At 74.6% G+C, this 16,285-nt stretch carries 15 protein-coding genes; 6 read left to right on the top strand and 9 right to left on the bottom strand.

Translation table 11 applies throughout. The features are described 5' to 3' along the window. Positions 1–45 precede the first annotated feature (45 nt). Positions 46–423 (bottom strand): MGMT family protein, encoded by a 378-nt coding sequence (locus tag B124_RS15635; protein ID WP_496503439.1) that lies wholly within the window; start codon positions 421–423, stop codon positions 46–48. A gap of 161 nt (positions 424–584) precedes the next feature. Between B124_RS15635 and B124_RS15630 the strand changes: the two genes are divergently transcribed. Further along, positions 585–3,293, top strand: coding sequence for a lysylphosphatidylglycerol synthase transmembrane domain-containing protein (locus B124_RS15630; RefSeq protein WP_496503438.1), 2,709 nt, complete (start codon positions 585–587; stop codon positions 3,291–3,293). A gap of 135 nt (positions 3,294–3,428) precedes the next feature. Further along, entirely contained in the window at positions 3,429–4,994 is a 1,566-nt protein-coding gene (locus B124_RS15625) for an alpha/beta hydrolase (RefSeq protein WP_496503437.1), read from the top strand. Positions 4,995–5,076: 82 nt separating this feature from the next. Here B124_RS15625 and moeZ read toward each other — a convergent pair whose 3' ends face one another. From moeZ to B124_RS15590, 7 genes are all read right to left on the bottom strand, one after another. Further along, complete coding sequence (moeZ, locus tag B124_RS15620; RefSeq protein ID WP_496503436.1) at positions 5,077–6,255, bottom strand: adenylyltransferase/sulfurtransferase MoeZ; 1,179 nt, start codon at positions 6,253–6,255, stop codon at positions 5,077–5,079. 61 nt (positions 6,256–6,316) lie between these two features. Then, on the bottom strand, positions 6,317–7,129 hold the full coding sequence (locus B124_RS15615) for a spherulation-specific family 4 protein (protein ID WP_496503435.1): 813 nt from the start codon (positions 7,127–7,129) through the stop codon (positions 6,317–6,319). Continuing rightward, a complete protein-coding gene (locus tag B124_RS15610) occupies positions 7,117–8,205 on the bottom strand; it encodes an SDR family oxidoreductase (protein WP_496503434.1) in 1,089 nt (362 codons plus the stop codon). The genes B124_RS15615 and B124_RS15610 overlap by 13 nt, the downstream gene beginning before the upstream one ends. Before the next feature lie 46 nt (positions 8,206–8,251). Next, a complete protein-coding gene (locus B124_RS15605; RefSeq protein WP_496503433.1) occupies positions 8,252–8,452 on the bottom strand; it encodes a hypothetical protein in 201 nt (66 codons plus the stop codon). A 615-nt stretch (positions 8,453–9,067) separates the two neighbouring features. Further along, the gene (locus B124_RS15600; protein WP_496503432.1) at positions 9,068–10,321 is read right to left on the bottom strand and encodes a glycosyltransferase; all 1,254 of its coding nucleotides are present in this window, start codon (positions 10,319–10,321) and stop codon (positions 9,068–9,070) included. 175 nt (positions 10,322–10,496) lie between these two features. Continuing rightward, entirely contained in the window at positions 10,497–11,966 is a 1,470-nt protein-coding gene (locus B124_RS15595) for a DUF3152 domain-containing protein (RefSeq protein ID WP_496503500.1), read from the bottom strand. Positions 11,967–12,313: 347 nt separating this feature from the next. Next, positions 12,314–13,321, bottom strand: a complete 1,008-nt coding sequence (locus B124_RS15590) for an alpha/beta fold hydrolase (RefSeq protein ID WP_496503431.1) — start codon at positions 13,319–13,321, stop codon at positions 12,314–12,316. Positions 13,322–13,481: 160 nt separating this feature from the next. Here B124_RS15590 and B124_RS15585 point away from each other — a divergent pair, with 160 nt between their 5' ends. From B124_RS15585 to B124_RS15570, 4 genes are all read left to right on the top strand, one after another. After that, positions 13,482–13,733 (top strand): hypothetical protein, encoded by a 252-nt coding sequence (locus B124_RS15585; RefSeq protein ID WP_496503430.1) that lies wholly within the window; start codon positions 13,482–13,484, stop codon positions 13,731–13,733. A gap of 162 nt (positions 13,734–13,895) precedes the next feature. Beyond that, complete coding sequence (locus B124_RS15580) at positions 13,896–14,537, top strand: TetR/AcrR family transcriptional regulator (protein ID WP_496503429.1); 642 nt, start codon at positions 13,896–13,898, stop codon at positions 14,535–14,537. A 136-nt stretch (positions 14,538–14,673) separates the two neighbouring features. Further along, on the top strand, positions 14,674–14,901 hold the full coding sequence (locus tag B124_RS15575) for a DUF3107 domain-containing protein (protein ID WP_496503428.1): 228 nt from the start codon (positions 14,674–14,676) through the stop codon (positions 14,899–14,901). Between the two features lie 145 nt (positions 14,902–15,046). After that, a complete protein-coding gene (locus tag B124_RS15570; protein ID WP_496503427.1) occupies positions 15,047–15,334 on the top strand; it encodes a hypothetical protein in 288 nt (95 codons plus the stop codon). Between the two features lies 1 nt (position 15,335). Here the strand turns inward: B124_RS15570 and B124_RS15565 are convergent, their stop codons facing one another. Then, a complete protein-coding gene (locus tag B124_RS15565; RefSeq protein ID WP_496503426.1) occupies positions 15,336–16,163 on the bottom strand; it encodes a ferritin-like fold-containing protein in 828 nt (275 codons plus the stop codon). Positions 16,164–16,285 lie beyond the last annotated feature (122 nt).

Below are 16,285 nucleotides of genomic sequence, written 5' to 3'. Positions count from 1 at the left end.
TACGGGCGGCGGCCCGGGCCGTTTGGCACCCGGTGCCGGAAGCTGTCAGATATGACCCTCGACACCGTCACCGCTGCCGTCCCAGCGGGCCCGGCGGATGTCGATGCGCTGCTCACCCGTGGTGGTGGCACGCAGCGGCGTGCCCTCCACGCGGTACTGCTCCAGGGCCTCGCGCTCGTGTCCCGGCAGCAGCCGGCCGTCCGCGCGCACCACGCGCCACCAGGGCACGGCGCCCCCGTAGAGCGCCATCACCCGGCCCACCTGGCGCGGCCCGCCGCGGGCTATGAACTCCGCCACATCCCCGTACGTCATCACGCGGCCCGGCGGGATGCCCTCTGCCGTGCAGAGCACCCGGTCCGCATACTCGTCCAGAAGAACCGCGTCCGAGCCCGGAGGGCCGGCGGCCGGCGTCGCGTCGTCCATCCGCCCCATCCTGCCGCAGACCGCCGACAGTCCGGCGCGGCGGCTGTCAGCGGGCGTACCGCTGTAAAGCCCACCCGGATGCGACCATCAAGGACATGCTCGTGCCACCATCGTGCGGGCGGTGACTGGTGATACGAGACGAAGACGGGACAACCCAGGGCATGCGGCGCGAGTCCGCGGGCGAGCCTCCGCCGGCAGAGCCGGCCACGGAGGCACAGAACCCTGCCCGCCGGGACCGCGACGAGGAGGGTGAGGACACCCGCGGCCTCTACGACACCCCCCGCCCGCACTCCCCCGCCACCGGCCGCCACGACTCCCGCCGCCGCGCCGCACCCGGCCCGGTCGAGGGCGACGACCCCCTCCTGCCCGCCCGCGTGCACCGCCCCTCCGACCTCATGCGGCTGCTCCTCGGCCTCCTCGGCATCGCCGCCGTCCTCGGCCTCGCCACCGTCGCGCACGCCACCACCGAGGGCCTGGAGGAGGACATCACCAAGGGCGCCGAGTACACGCCCTCGTTCGTCGTCACCCTCGGCGGCCTGACCTCCAGCATCGCCGTCCTCATCGTCCCGGTCGCCTTCGCCGTCGAACGCCTCGTCAAACGCGACGGCCTGCGCATCGCCGACGGCGTGCTCGCCGCGGTGCTCGCGCACGGCGCCGGGCTCGCCGTCTCGCTCTGGGTCTCCGAGGCCGCCCCCGGCTCCGTGCAGGGGGCGCTGACGCAGATCGCCCGCGACGGGGAGCGCACCGACCCCGTACACGGGTATCTCGCCCCCGTCATCGCGTACATGACCGCCGTCGGCATGGCCCGGCACGCGCGCTGGCGCGTGCTGATGTGGACGGTCCTGGTGCTCGACGGCCTCGCGGTGCTCGTCGGCGGGTACACCACCCCGTTCGCGATCCTGCTCACCGTCCTCATCGGCTGGACCGTCGCCTACGGCACGATGTACGCGGTCGGCTCCCCCAACGTCCGCCCCACCGGGCGCAACCTCCTCGCCGGCCTGCGCCGGGTCGGCTTCCGCCCGGTCAGCGCGCTGGTGCCGGAGGAGCAGCCGGACCTGGAGGGCGACGGCCGCGGGCGGCGGTTCGTCGTCACACTGGAGGACGGCCCGCCGCTGGACGTCACCGTCGTCGACCGCGAGCAGCAGGCCCAGGGCTTCTTCTACCGTGCCTGGCGCCGCCTGACCCTGCGCGGCGTCTACCAGCGGCGCAGCATGCAGTCGCTGCGGCAGGCACTGGAGCAGGAGGCGCTGCTGTCGTACGCGGCGATCGCCGCCGGCGCCAACGCCCCCAAACTCATCGCCACCTCCGACCTCGGCCCCGACGCGGTCATGCTCGTCTACGAGCACACCGGCGGCCGGCCGCTGGACACCGTCGCCGACGAGGCCCTCACCGACCGGCTGATGCGCGAGAGCTGGCGGCAGGTCGAGGCGCTCCAGTCGCGCCGTATCGCGCACCGCCGGCTCGACGGGAACGCCGTGCTGGTGACCCGCTCGGGCACGGTGATCCTCACCGACCTCAGCAACGGCGACATCGCCGCGGGCGACGTCGTGCTGCGCATGGACATCGCCCAGTTGCTCACCACCTTCGCGCTGCGCGTCGGCGCCGAACGGGCGGTCGTCGCGGCCGTGGACGTGCTGGGCCCGGACGCGGTCGCCGACGCCCTGCCGCTGCTGCAGCCGATCGCGCTGACCCGCGACACCCGCGCGGAGCTGCGCCGGCTCTCCCGCGAGCGGGCGGCGCGCGAGCGGGAGGCGGTCATCGAGGCATCGCGGGCGCGCAAGCAGCCGGCGGACGGGGACCGCAAGAGCAAGCGGGCCGCCAAGCAGGCCGAGAAGCGGGCGATCGAGGGCGCCCTCGACGAGGCCCGCGAGGAGGACGTGCTCACGCAGATCCGCCAGCACGTGCTGCTGATCCGGCCGCAGGCGCCGGTGGAGCCGGTGCGGATCGAGCGGATCAGGCCGCGGACGCTCGTCAGCATCATCGCGGGCGTCTTCGCCGCGTACTTCCTGCTGACGCAGCTCACCCACGTCCAGGTCGGCGACGTGCTGGCGCAGGCGAACTGGCGCTGGGCGGCGCTGGCCGCGCTCTTCTCCGCCGCCACCTACCTCGCCGCCGCGCTGTCGCTGCTGGGCTTCGTCCCCGAGCGGGTGCCGTACGGGCGCACGGTGCTGGCGCAGGTCGCCGCCTCGTTCGTCAAGCTGGTCGCCCCGGCGGCGGTCGGCGGGGTCGCGCTCAACACCCGCTTCCTGCAGAAGTCGGGCGTACGGCCCGGCCTGGCGGTGGCCAGCGTCGGCGCCTCGCAGCTCTTCGGGCTCGGCAGCCACGTGCTGCTGCTGCTGACCTTCGGCTATCTGACGGGGACGGAGCGGACGCCGTCGCTGTCCCCGTCCCGTACGGTCATCGCCGGCCTGCTCGCGGCGGCGGTGCTGATCCTGATCATCACCGCCGTACCGTTCCTGCGCAAAGCGGTGTCGTCGCGGATCCGGTCGCTGTTCGCGGGCGTGGTGCCGCGCATGCTGGACGTGCTCCAGCGCCCGCAGAAGCTGGCGGCGGGCATCGGCGGCATGGTGCTGATGACGCTGTCGTTCGTGCTCTGCCTGGACTCCTCGGTACGGGCCTTCGGCGGCGACCTCAGCTTCGCGAGCGTCGCGGTCGTCTTCCTCGCCGGCAACGCGCTGGGGTCGGCGGCGCCGACGCCGGGCGGTGTGGGCGCGGTGGAGCTGGCGCTCACGGCGGGCCTGACGGCGGCGGGGATGCCGAGCGACACGGCGCTGTCGGCGGTGCTGCTGTTCCGGCTGCTGACATTCTGGATGCCGGTGCTGCCGGGGTGGCTGTCGTTCACGCACCTGACCCGCAAGGGCGCGCTGTAGCGGGTACGGGGAGCGCCGCGCAGCGGTCCCGCGCACCGGCCCCCGGCCGCTCACCCGTACGCTGCGTGCAGCGCGCGGCGGTCCGCGCACCGCCGGACGATGGCAGTCCGCCACCGCCAAGACCGGGGAGCCGCTGTGCGGGCCACCAGACTGACCACCGCCGTCACCGCTGTCACCGCGGCCCTGCTGGCCGCCCTGGCCGCGGGCGGCTGCGGCATCGCGTCGTCGTCCGAGCGCGCCGGCGACCGGGAGACCGGGGCGGTCGCCGCCGGCATCGACTGGGGGGCGTGCAAGGACCTCCCCGAACCCGCGCCGGGGGCGCCGGTCACCAAGGCCGACTGGCAGTGCGGCACGCTCGACGTACCGCTCGACTACGACAAGCCGGACGGGGAGAAGATCGGCATCGCGATGATCCGCTCCGCGGCCACCGGGCCGCGGGCCGAGCGCATCGGCTCGCTGCTCTTCAACTTCGGCGGCCCCGGCGGCTCCGGCATCGACACCCTCCCGGGCCTCGCCGGCCAGTACAAGACGCTGCACAAGCGCTACGACCTCGTCAGCTTCGACCCGCGCGGCGTGGGCCGCAGCGACGGTGTGCGCTGCTACGGCGACCGCGCGCTCGACGCGTACTTCGCCGCCGACAACACCCCCGACGACCGGGCGGAGGAGAAGGCGTACCTCGACCGGATCCACGACTTCGCCGCCGCCTGCGAGAAGAAGGCGGGCAGGATCCTGCCGTACGTCGGCACCGCGAACGCCGCCCGCGACATGGACCTCATGCGCGCCGCGCTCGGCGACGACAAGATGCACTACTTCGGCATCTCCTACGGCACGGAACTGGGCGCCGTCTACGCCCACCTCTTCCCCGAGCGGATCGGCCGGGCCGTGCTCGACAGCCCCGTGGACCCGACGCAGAACAGCGCGCAGCGCTCACTGGCGCAGGCGAAGGGCTTCCAGCGGGCGCTGGAGAACTACGCCGAGGACTGCGCGAAGCAGGGCGATCAGTGCCCCCTCGGCGACGGCTCAGGCGACACGCCCGCGGTCGCCACCGGCGACGTCGCGGACCTGCTGAACCGGCTCGACGGCAAGCCGGTCCCGGGCACCTCGGGCCGCGAGCTGACAGAGTCGCTGGCGACCGGGGGCATCGCGCAGTCCCTGTACTCCAAGGAGCTGTGGCCGCTGCTGACGCAGGGCCTCACGCAGGCGGAGGACGACGACGGCGCGACCCTGCTGCTCCTGGCCGACGCGCTCAACGGCCGCGAGCCCGACGGGCACTACAACACGCTCCAGTCGTCGTTCCTCGCGGTCAACTGCGCGGACACCAAGGACCGCTACTCCACGGCCGACATCCGCGAGCGGCTGCCGGAGTTCCGCAAGGCGTCGCCGGTCTTCGGCGACTTCATGGCCTGGGGCATGGCCTCGTGCGACGGCTGGCCGGTGACGGGCAAGCGCTCGACGCCGCAGGCGGACGCGGTGGGCGCCGACAAGATCCTGGTCGTCGGCACCACCGGCGACCCGGCGACGCCGTACGAGGGCACCCAGGGGATGGTCGACGCGCTCGGCGGCGACGTGGCGGTGAAGCTGACGCGCGTCGGCGAGGGGCACGGGGCGTACGGCAGCGGCAGCCGCTGCACGCAGGAGGCGGTCGACACCTACCTGCTCGACGGCCGCGCGCCGCGGAACGACACGACCTGCCGGAAGTAGTCACCGCTTTCCGCGCCCAGACGCGCGCGTGCCGCCGCCGGAATCGCTCCGGCGGCGGCACGCTGTGTTCCTGCGCCGTACGTCAGTAGACCGGCTTCTCCGGCTCGATCTGGTTCACCCAGCCGACCACGCCGCCGCCGACGTGGACCGCGTCCGCGAAGCCCGCCGACTTCAGCACCGCCAGGACTTCCGCGGACCGGACACCCGTCTTGCAGTGCAAGACGATCTTCTTGTCCTGCGGCAGCCCCTCCAGGGCGTTGCCCATCAGGAACTCGTCCTTCGGCACCAGCCGGGCGCCGGGGATCGAGACGATCTCGTACTCGTTGGGCTCCCGGACGTCGATGATGTCGATGTTCTCGCCGTCGTCGATCCACTCCTTGAGCTGCTTCGGAGTGATCGTGGAGCCGGCCGCGGCCTGCTGCGCCTCGTCGGAGACGACGCCGCAGAACGCCTCGTAGTCGATCAGCTCGGTGACGGTCGGGTTCTCGCCGCAGACCGCGCAGTCCGGGTCCTTGCGGACCTTGACCTGGCGGTACTGCATCTCCAGGGCGTCGTAGATCATCAGCCGGCCGACCAGCGGGTCGCCGATGCCGGCGAGCAGCTTGATGGCCTCGTTGACCTGGATCGAGCCGATCGACGCGCACAGCACGCCCAGCACGCCGCCCTCGGCGCAGCTCGGCACCATGCCGGGCGGCGGGGGCTCGGGGTACAGGCAGCGGTAGCACGGGCCGTGCTCGGCCCAGAAGACCGACGCCTGGCCGTCGAAGCGGTAGATGGAGCCCCACACGTACGGCTTGCCGAGGAGCACGCAGGCGTCGTTGACCAGGTAGCGGGTGGCGAAGTTGTCCGTGCCGTCGACGATCAGGTCGTACTGCGCGAACATCTCCATCACGTTCGAGGAGTCCAGCCGCTCCTGGTGGAGCTGCACCTTCACGTACGGGTTGATGCCCAGGACCGTGTCGCGGGCGGACTCGGCCTTGGACCGGCCGATGTCGGCCTGGCTGTGGATGACCTGGCGCTGCAGGTTCGACTCGTCGACCTCGTCGAACTCGACGATGCCGAGCGTGCCCACGCCCGCCGCGGCCAGGTACATCAGCGCCGGCGAGCCGAGACCGCCGGCGCCCACACAGAGGACCTTGGCGTTCTTCAGCCGCTTCTGGCCGGACATCCCGACGTCCGGGATGATCAGGTGGCGCGAGTACCTGCGGACCTCGTCGACGGAGAGCTCGGGGGCGGGCTCGACCAGCGGTGGCAGCGACACGGGGACTCCGTAAGCGTGTGAGAGCACAGTGGTTCTTCCGGTAACAGTGCCACGCTCCTCCTCATTCCGAGACACCCTGTCCGAGACGCGAGACGAGGTCGTCCCAGTAGCCGGGCAGGGCCTCCCAGCCGGGCCGGTCGGTGAAGAACACGGAGGCCGCGCCCTGCCAGCGGGCGACCCGCAGAGCCTCGTCGAGATGCGTCGGGGGTACGCCGTGGACCAGGTGGCAGAACCGCTCGGCGGGGTGCTCCGCGGTCCACTCGGCCACCTGCGACCAGCGGTAGTCCGCCCACGCGCCCGCGAAGGTGACGAGCTGGTCGGCGGCCTCGGCGTAGCCGGCGTACGGGTGCGTGCCGATGCCGAGGACGACGTGGGCGCGCGGGGCGAGCGCGTCGAGCGTCGTCGTGACGCGCCGCACCTCCGCTAGCTGTTCGCGGCCGGCGGGGCAGCGGCCGAGGTAGAAGCCGTCGACGCGGTACCACTGAAGGAACCGGTGGGCGTCGCCGACCAGCGCGCCGAAGGGCCGCCGGCCGTGGCGCAGGTCGAGCCGGCCGAGGACGCGCACCCGCGCCGACTTCAGCCGGCCGGCGGCCTCCAGGCAGTGCGGGTCGGGCTGGGCGCCGGGCCCGCCGGCGACGTCGAGCACCGCCCAGTGGACGGCGCCGGCGGCGGCGGGCCGGGTCAGCTCGCCCCACTCGGCGGGGGCGACGAGGGGGTGGGCGTAGCCGGGGACGCCGAGGCCGAGGGGGGTCTCGGCCGGCTGCGGCGGGAGCCGCCACCGGCCCTCGGGCGCGGGCAGGGGCCCCGGCAGGTCACGCAGCACGGCGGCGCCACCGGCCGGTGCGCCGGCCCGGTCAGCTCTCAGATGCGGCATGCCGCCTCCATCCAGATATCCGCAAGGCTCTCCTCGATTCCGGTACGGGGCCGCCAGCCGAGGCGGTCCCGCGCCGTCCTGATGTCCGCCTGCTGCCAGGCGCCGCACCCGTCCGGATACGGATACGCCGCGGCGACCGCCGCCGGTTCCGTGCCGGGACCGCCGTTCGTGCTGTGGCCGGGGCCGTGCCCCGGTCCGTGCCCGGGTCCCGCGGCGTGCCCCACGTGGCCCATGCCGCCTCCCATCCCGTGCCCCGGGCCGTGGCCGCCGTGCCCGAGGCCGTGGCCGGCGCCCGCGGGCTGCGGGATCCGGCCGGTCAGCGTCGTGTCGTACTCGTGCAACTGGCCGCTGTACCCCGCGATCCGCGCCAGCGCCGCCGCTGCGTCCCGCAGCCGCACCGCGCGCCCGCCGCCGATGTTCACCACGCCCTGCGCCGCCGACAGCGACGCGGCGTGCACGGCTCGCGCCACGTCCCGTACGTCCACGAAGTCCCGCTGCGCGCCGAGCCCGCCGAGCTTCAGCTCGCCGTCGCCCTGCTGCATCGCCCGCCGCAGCGCCTCCGCCAGCCGGCCGAGCGGGGAGCCCGCGGGGGTGCCCGGGCCCGCGGGCGAGAACACCCGCAGCACGATCGCGTCAAGACCGGAGCCGAGCACCAGCTCGGTCGCGGCCAGCTTGCTCACCCCGTACGGACCGCCGGGGCGCGGCAGCGCGTCCTCGGCCGTCGACGAGCCGGCCGGTGAGGGCCCGTACTCCGAGGCGCAGCCCAGGTGCACCAGCCGCGCCGAGCACGTGCTGCGCCGCATGGCCTCGCAGAGGGTGGCGACGGCGACGGTGTTGTGCCGGGTCAGATCGCGGGCGCTGCCGCGGGTGGTGCCGGCGCAGTTGACGACGACGCCCGGGTGCACGGCGTCGAGGAACCGGGTCAGCGCGCCGGGGCTGCCGGACGACAGGTCGAACCGCACGTCGGCGTCGTCGCCGCGGCCGAGCGCGGTGAGCTGGACGGCAGGGTCGGCAAGCAGGCGGTCGGCGACGTAGCGGCCGACGAAGCCGGTGCCGCCGATCAGCAACACCCTCATCGCGCACCCCCGTCGTCCGAGGAGGGCGTGGCCAGTGGTGGTGCGGTCATCTCGTGTGCTCCTTGCGATGAGCTGATGCTCGGGTGAGTGCGCCGCCGGCGTACGCCAGCAGCGCGAGCGCGGCGACGCCGCAGGCGACCGCAGGCACGGCGGCCGTACGGGAACCTGCGGCGCCGGCGGCCAGCAGCTCGACCGGACGGCCGAGCGCGGCCAGCCCGGGAACCCGGGCGGCCAGGACCAGCAGCACCGCCGTGACCTGCGCGGCGCAGCCCGGCGGCGAGGCCGTACGCGGCGGCCCGGGGGAAGCCGTGCACGGCGAGCAGGCGGGCGAGGAAGAGAGGCCGGGGCCCGGCGGGGAGCGGGGGCTCGGCGCCGGGCGGGCGGGTCCGTACGTACATCTCCTCGGCGAGGGAGAACACGTCCCGGTGCCGACAGCGCACGGCGGCCCGGTCGGTCACGCCGTGCGCCTCGAGCCCGGCGGCGACCTCCAGCGGGTCGACGGCACGGCGGCACCACGCCCGGTGCCGGTCCATGAGCCCGCGTACGGGATCGCCTGCGGCGGGCGGTGCGTGGCCGGGCGTGCGGTGCGGGGGCTCGGCGGCGGCAGGCGGGGTGGTACCCGGCCGCGCGTCGGGGGCGTCCGGGGCGGGGCGCGTCGCGCCGGCGGCTGCGGCGCGCTGCGAAGCGGTTGCGGCGGGGGGATCCTGGCGGGGGCCGAAAGCTTCCTCCAGGCAGTCCGCCCGGTCTTCTGCCCGGTCTTCTGCCCGGTCTTCCGCCGGGTCTTCCGCCGGCGTCGGCGGCGTGCCCGCCCCCGTCCCGGGTGTCCGCGTCCGCGGCTCAAAGGCCGCTCTCGGACCGTCCGTCATCGGTCGGCCCCCTCAAGCACGGGGTGTGCGCCCGGGGCCGCCGCGTCCCGGTCGGGTGCCGGCGGTGCCGGCGCAGCCGCCAGGCGTGCTTCCGGGGGGTACGCGAAGGGGTGCGGGGCAGCGGCGGTGGCCGCCGGCGTGGGGGCCGGGCCGCGGGCGGCCAGGTCCAGGTAGATGCTCTCGAACGCCGCCGCGTTCCGCTCCGCCGCGAACAGTTCGAGCGCCCGTGCCCGCGCCGCCGCACCCAGGCGCGCCCGGCGCGCGGGGTCGCGGAGGAGCGCCAGGCAGGCGTCCGCGAGCGCGCGCGGGTTCCGCGGCGGGACCACGAGACCCGTGCCGCCGATGACCTCCCGTACCGCGCCGACGTCCGTCGAGACCGTCGCCCGGCCGCAGAACATCGCCTCCACCAGGCCCACCGGGAAGCCCGCCACGGCGCTGGAGAGCACCGCGGTCCCGCCGGTCGCGTACGCCGCCGCGCTGTCCGGCACCGCCGGGCCGCCGATCTTCTCGAACACCACCGCGTCGGGGACCTCGTCGGGGAAAAGGCGGGCGGCCAGCGCACGGCAGTGGTCGCGGTAGCCCGCGTGGGCGGCGGGCCGCCGCGCCAGCAGCCCCGGCAGCGCCGCCGTACCACCGGACAGCGCGTGGGACACGCCGACTCCGGCCAGCCCCCCGGCCGGCCCGCAGCCCTCCCCGTACCACCCGGCGCCCAACGGCCGCAGCACCCGGTCCAGTTGCGCCGCCACCGCCAGCAGCTCCGCGACGCGCGCCCCCCGCACCGCCGCGGGCGCGCCCGGCGCCCGGCACACCCGCTCCAGGATCCGCACCGCCTGCTCCGCGCGCAGCGCGCGCCCCGGCCCGCCCGCGTCCCTGGCCAGCTCCGCCAGCCCGTACAACCCGGAAGCGAAACGGTCCTGCCCGGCCCCGTCCCCGGATTCCTCCCCGGCGTTCCCCGCCGCCAGCGACCACGCCAAGTCCGTGAAGTGCCCGGCGAACCGGCGCCGTTCTGCGCGCCCGTAGCGGCGCTCGCCCGGCACCGGGCGCCACAGCGGCGCGACGTGCACCGCGCGCACCTGCGGTGGCAGCGGCACGAGCCCCGACGTCTCCTGCGCCGCATCCACCGCAAACGCGAAAACCTCGAACTCGTGGTGCGCAAGCCGGCGCACGAGCCGGTCGCACCACCCCGGCGACTCGCCCGCGGCGAACGGAAATCCGCCCTCCGCGACAAGGCCGATGCGCAACGAGAACACCCCCGAGACTGCTGTGACTGCATCCGGTGGGAGGACGGTACGCACGAGAGGGGGCAGCGCGATGGACGGTTGTCCGTCGTACCACCGGAAGGGGTGAATACCCGTGACTATTCGGGGTGTAGGGCGTTTTGCCCGCCGCCGTCAGCCGCGCGTCAGTCGCACGGTCAGCCGCGCGTCAGTCGCGCGGGAACGGCCAGGGGTTGGGCTTGCAGGTGGCGCCGTCCGTCGACAGGGTCTTCGTCTGCTGCATCATCACCGGCGCGAGCGCGCCGTCCCGCTCGCATCCGACGTGCCCGTGCCCGAGCCGGTGGCCGACCTCGTGGTTGATGAGCATCTGCCGGTACCCGTGGATGTCCTCGCCGAAGGTCCGTGAACCCTGCGCCCACCGGAAGGCGTTGATCATCACGCGCTCCGTGGCAGCGGAGTCGCAGGACACGTCCTCGTCGCTGGTGTCGAGGCCCGACTTGGCGCACCACTCGTCCGTGGTCCCCGGGCTGGCCAGGGTGATGACGAACACCGACTCCTCGCCCGGCCCCACGCGCTCGAAGGTGCGGTCGCCCCGGCCGCCCCAACTGCGCTCGTCGTTGAGGGTCTTGTGCACGGCTGACGCGAACAGCTCGCCGTCGAGCGGCAGTCCCTGCTCGACGTCCACCCGGTAGCGGACGACCTCGCCGCGGCCGGGCGCCTTGTCGCCGCCGGGCACCGCGGTGAGCTTGCCGGAGCCGGTGAGGTTGCGGCTGAGGGGGTACGTGGCCGCCATCTTCTCGGCGTACGTGGCGGGGACGGCCCGCGCGCCCCCGCCGCCGCCCGGGCTGTCGTCCTGGCTGTCGTCCTGGCTGTCGTCCTGGCCGGAGCCGTCCTCGCGGTCGCCGGAGCGGGAGGCGGCGTCGTCGGCGGCGCGCTGCTTGCGCGCGTCGGCGGCCGCGGCGTCGGCGCGCTTGGCGCGGCCGTCGGAGACCTGCCCGGCGATCGCGGCGGCGAGCGCGCACGTCACGACGGCGGCGGCGACGCCGGTGGCGACCCGGCCGCGGTTGGCCGTGCGCTGCCGGTGGCGCCGGTGGCCGCCGCCGGTGGACTGCAGGGCGGCGGCGACCTCGTCGGGCGGCCCGTCGCCGTCGTCGAAGCCGTCGCCGTCGTCGGACCAGGGCCAGCCGCGGTCGTCCTCCGCGGCGGGGGCCGGCCCCGGCACGTCGCCGGGGCGGCGCGCGTCGGGCTCGGCGGTGCGGCCGGGCCCGGGGCCGTCGAAGGCGTCGAGGTAGTCCTGCCGTACGGGCGTGGGCGTGGCGGCGACGGTGGCGGGGCGGGGCCCGCCGCCGGGCTGCTCGTACGGCGGCGAGCCCCACCCGCCGCCGGGCTCCCGGTGCTCGGGGTGGCCCAGGGGGCGCTCGCCGGTGTCGTCCAGGGGGACCGTGCGGGAGGTAGGGAGCGCACCCGGCATCCCGTGCGCGGGGGGCGGCCCCCCGGGCGCGGCAACGCGCCGCATCGACCCGGTGTCGGTGACCCGCGGCACGGCGCCCGTGCCACCGAACGGCCGCATCGACCCGGTGTCCGTGACCCGCGGCACCGCACCGGTGTCCCCGACCCGCGGAATCGGCCCCGTCCCGGCGGCCCGTGGCACCGGCCCCGTACCGGAAACCCGCGGCACCGGACCGGTGTCCGTCACCCGCGGCACCGGACCCGTATCGCTGATCCGCGGGATCGGCCCGGTCCCTCCGGCCCGCGGAATCGGGCCCGTATCGCCGAACCGCGGCATCTCCCCCGAGCCCATGACCGTCTGCCCGTGCCCCGGCACCTGCGGCACCGGACCCGTGTCGGACACCCTCGGCACCGGACCCGTGTCGCTGATCCGCGGGATCGGCCCCGTGTCCCCCCGCCGCGGCAGCGGCGGACGGGCCCCGGTCCCGGGCCTGCTCCCGGCCCCGGCCCCGGTCCCGCTGTCCCGCGCCTGCTTCTTGCCCTTGCCGGTCGCGCTGTGCCTGCCCACCGTGTGTGTCAGCTCCCGCCGGGGCTCGTGTCGGCGGCCCCTGTCTCGTACTCGTCCAGCAGTTCGGTGAACGCTCTGGCCACCACTTCCGGGTACTCCATCATGGCCACGTGCCCCGCCGCCGGCAGGGTCAGCAGCCGCGAGTTGCGGAACGCGGTCTTCGCCCGCCGCGCCATCCGGAACGAGACGAGCTGGTCGCGGCGGCCGTAGACGAGCAGCGTAGGCGCCAGCACCCGCTCGGCCAGCCGCCACAGCGAGTGCTGCCCGCCCAGGGTGTACGCGCCGACGACGCCGCGCGCCGACCGCTCCATGGCGTCCCAGTGGTACGGCAGCCGCATGCGCTGGGCGTACTCGCGCGCGTGCTCGGCGAAGCCTTCCGGGCTGACCCGCTGCGGGTCGCCGTAGCAGAGGCCGAGGATGGCGCGCGTGCGCTGCTCCGCGGTCCAGTCCCGGGTCAGCCGGGCGAAGAGCGCGGTGACGCCCGGCACGGCGAGCAGCGCCGTGGGCACCGCGGTGCGCTGCGGGGGCAGTTCGGGCAGCGCCGGGGAGACGAGGGTGAGGGTGCGCACCAGGTCGGGGCGGAGCGCCGCGACGCGGGTGACGATGGTGCCGCCCAGCGAGTTGCCGAAGAGGTGTACGGGGCCGCGCTCGGCGGCGTCGAGGTAGCGGATGACGGCGCGGGCGTGGCCGGAGAGTGAGTAGTCGCCGTCGTCGGGGGGCGGGGAGTCGCCGAAGCCGGGGAGGTCGACGGCGTCGCCGGCGAGGCGGCCGGCGAGCAGGGGACCGAGACCCGACCAGTTCAGCGCGGAGCCGCCAAGCCCGTGCACGTACACCGCGGGCGGCAGCCCCGCATCGGCCGGCGGGTGGCCGCGGACGGCGAGGGTGAGCCCGGGGAGCGTCACCCGCCGTCGCGTGACACCGCTCCCGGCCTGCGGGGAAGGGGGCGGCACGGCCCCGGAAGGACCGGGTGCCGGGGATGCTTCGTCGCCCGCCAGAGAGCGCTCTGTCGACGGCATGGGGGCAATGTTACGAGACAGTCACGCTGTGGTTCATGTGTTCGCTCTCACAAGCCGCCTCGCGGCGGAAAGCGCCCTCTCTTACGCTCGTATGGAGGGCATCGCCCGAAACTGTGCCCGAAGTCCGGGTGACGGACGACGCGGAGAGGGAGACGACGCCATGGCGGTCGACCCGCAGGATTCGGACACCTTCGACGAGCCCGGCCGCGATCCGGGCGCCGCCCGTACGGCGGACGACCCCGGGGAGCCGGACGAAGAAACCCCGGAGGCCGACGCCGCGGAGCAGCGCGCCGAGGTGGACCAGGGCGACGAGGACGTCACGCCGGGCGAGCACCACGGCGACGAGGTGAACCCCGCGGACGCCGCCGACCAGGCCCGCGTCGTCGAACAAAACGAGGACGAATACCGATGACCTGCGCTGCATTGCCCCGGTTCGACCCGGTCCTGGGCCGATGAAATTTCGCGCAGCGACGGAGCGCCTGACGATTACCCGCACGTACGATGGCACCTGCGGTCGGCCCGCCGGACAGGCCCGGCGTCCCGGGGGCGATCATCTGAGGAACCAGGAGGCGCAGTGACAGCCATGGAGCAGGCCGAGACGCGTCCACGCAGTACGAGGCTTCCCCGTCGGGCGCGCCGCAACCAGCTCCTCGGCGCGGCCCAGGAAGTCTTCGTCGCCCAGGGGTACCACTCCGCCGCCATGGACGACATCGCGGACCGCGCCGGCGTCAGCAAGCCGGTGCTCTACCAGCACTTCCCCGGCAAGCTCGAGCTCTACCTCGCCCTGCTCGACCAGCACTGCGACGCGCTGCTCAAGGCGGTGCGGGCGGCGCTCGCGTCCACGTCGGACAACAAGCAGCGCGTCGCCGCCACGATGGACGCGTACTACGCCTTCGTCGAGGACGAAGGCGGCGCCTTCCGGCTGGTCTTCGAGTCCGACCTGACCAACGAGCCCGCGGTGCGCGAGCGCGTCGACAAGGTCAGCCTGGACTGCGCGCAGGCGGTCAGCGAGGTCATCGCGGAGGACACCGACCTGCCGGTCGAGCAGGCGATGCTGCTCGCGGTGGGGCTGTGCGGCATGGCGCAGATCACCGCGCGGTACTGGCTCGGCTCCGGCCAGCCCATCCCGCGGGACGCCGCCGCCCGCCTGATCGCCTCGCTCTCCTGGCGCGGCATCGCCGGCTTCCCCCTGCACGGAGGCCCGGACCAGCCGTAGCACGGGCTGGCGGGGATGCCGGCGGGAGGCGGCCCGCGGCGGTGTTCGCTGCGGGCGTGCAGGCATCGGTCCCGCGGGGTATGCACGCCGGGTTAGTGTGCACACGTACATCCAACTGACCGAAAGGGATCAGGCCGTGGAGGTCAAGATCGGCGTGCAGCACGCCCCCCGTGAGATCAGCCTGGAGAGCGGGCAGTCCGTCGAAGAGATCGAGAGCGCGGTGGCGGACGCGCTCGGCGGCAAGACGGAGGTGCTGACCCTGGTCGACGACCGCGGCCGGAAGATCCTCGTGCCGTCGGGCCGCATCGCCTACGTGGAGATCGGCGCGCCCACCGCGCGCAAGGTGGGTTTCGGCGCCCTCTGAGGGCGGATTCCACCGCTTCACCGTTCGTCCGGCCCCCCGGTGCCCGTCACCGGGGGGCCGTCGTTTGCCCGCGTATCCATGCGGGTAGATCCGGAGCGTCCGATTCGACCCAGCAGTTGGGGACCCAACGAAGGGCGGGCGCGAGATGGTTCTGACAGCCGTGTGTTCCGCAGTCATCGGCCTGGCGATTGCGCTGGCCGCACTCTCCCGCTATCCGGATCGGTTCCGGCACCGGAATCTCACGCTGGCCACCGGCCCCGGGGCCGCCGTGCTCGGCGCCGCCCTGACCCACACGGTGCTCGGCGCGGGGAACCTGCCGATCGTCCTGCCGGTCGCCGGGGCGTTCGCGGCGGCGATGCTCTCGCTGCTGGTCAAGAACCCGGAGCGGAGCCGCCCCGCGGCGGCGTACCTCGCGGGGCGCCCGGTGCGCTGAGCTACGCCGAAAGACCCAGCGCCGCCATCCGCTTGGTGTGCGCCTCGGTGATGCGCGAGAACATCCGTCCCACCTCCGCCAGGTCGAACCCGTCGGCGACCCCGCCCACGAGCATCATCGACAGCGCGTCCCGCTCCGCCACCACGCGCTGCGCCTGGCTCAGCGCCTCCCCCATCAGCCGCCGGGCCCACAGCGCCAGCCGGCCGCCCACCCGCGGGTCGGCCTCGATCGCGCTGCGGACCTTCCCGACGGCGAACGTCGCGTGCCCGGTGTCGTCCAGCACGCCCAGCACCAGAGAGCGGGTGTCGGAGTCCAGCCGGACCGCGACCTCGCGGTAGAAGTCGCTGGCGATCGAGTCGCCGACGTACGCCTTGACCAGCCCCTCCAGCCAGTCGGACGGAGCCGTCTGGCGGTGGAACTCGTTCAGCGCGGCGGCGAACGGCTCCATCGCCCGCGCCGGGTCCTCGTCGATCTCCGCCAGCCGGTCCCGCAGCCGCTCGAAGTGATGGAACTCGGCGGCGGCCATCGCCGCCAGCTCCGCCTTGTCCGCCACGCCGGGCGCCAGCTTCGCGTCCTCCGCCAGCCGCTCGAACGCGGCCAGCTCGCCGTAGGCGAGGGCGCCGAGCAGGTCCACGACCGCGGCGCGGTACTGCGGGTCGGCGGCGGCCTGCGCCCAGTCCTCGGCGGCTACACCGGATGGGTTCCCGTTCTCACCGGTGTCCCCGTCGTCACCGGTGTCCCCGTCGTCACCGGTGTCCCCGTCGTCACCGGGGTTCCCGTTGTCACCGGGGTCCTGGGGGGTGGCTTCGTCGGCAGAGGCAGAGTCCATGGGGCGGAGAATAGCGGCCCGTGCGCACCTGGGAAGAGCCTGGTCAGCCAGTGGACTATGAGACATCGCACAACACGGCTGCACGATTTTAGGTAGAGTGGTATAGCACTCGCCGGTCACGG

This window comes from Streptomyces sp. CNP082 (genome assembly GCF_059570535.1).
The sequence above is the reverse complement of the archived record's forward strand: the minus strand, read 5'-3'. Positions and strand labels throughout refer to the sequence as shown.

Coding starts and splice junctions, on each gene's coding strand:
- B124_RS15585 (WP_496503430.1), top strand. CDS start 13,482: ATGGCGGTCGACCCGCAGGATTCGGACACCTTCGACGAGCCCGGCCGC.
- B124_RS15590 (WP_496503431.1), bottom strand. CDS start 13,321: ATGCCGTCGACAGAGCGCTCTCTGGCGGGCGACGAAGCATCCCCGGCA.
- B124_RS15570 (WP_496503427.1), top strand. CDS start 15,047: ATGGTTCTGACAGCCGTGTGTTCCGCAGTCATCGGCCTGGCGATTGCG.
- B124_RS15630 (WP_496503438.1), top strand. CDS start 585: ATGCGGCGCGAGTCCGCGGGCGAGCCTCCGCCGGCAGAGCCGGCCACG.
- B124_RS15565 (WP_496503426.1), bottom strand. CDS start 16,163: ATGGACTCTGCCTCTGCCGACGAAGCCACCCCCCAGGACCCCGGTGAC.
- B124_RS15610 (WP_496503434.1), bottom strand. CDS start 8,205: ATGAGGGTGTTGCTGATCGGCGGCACCGGCTTCGTCGGCCGCTACGTC.
- B124_RS15635 (WP_496503439.1), bottom strand. CDS start 423: ATGGACGACGCGACGCCGGCCGCCGGCCCTCCGGGCTCGGACGCGGTT.
- B124_RS15615 (WP_496503435.1), bottom strand. CDS start 7,129: ATGCCGCATCTGAGAGCTGACCGGGCCGGCGCACCGGCCGGTGGCGCC.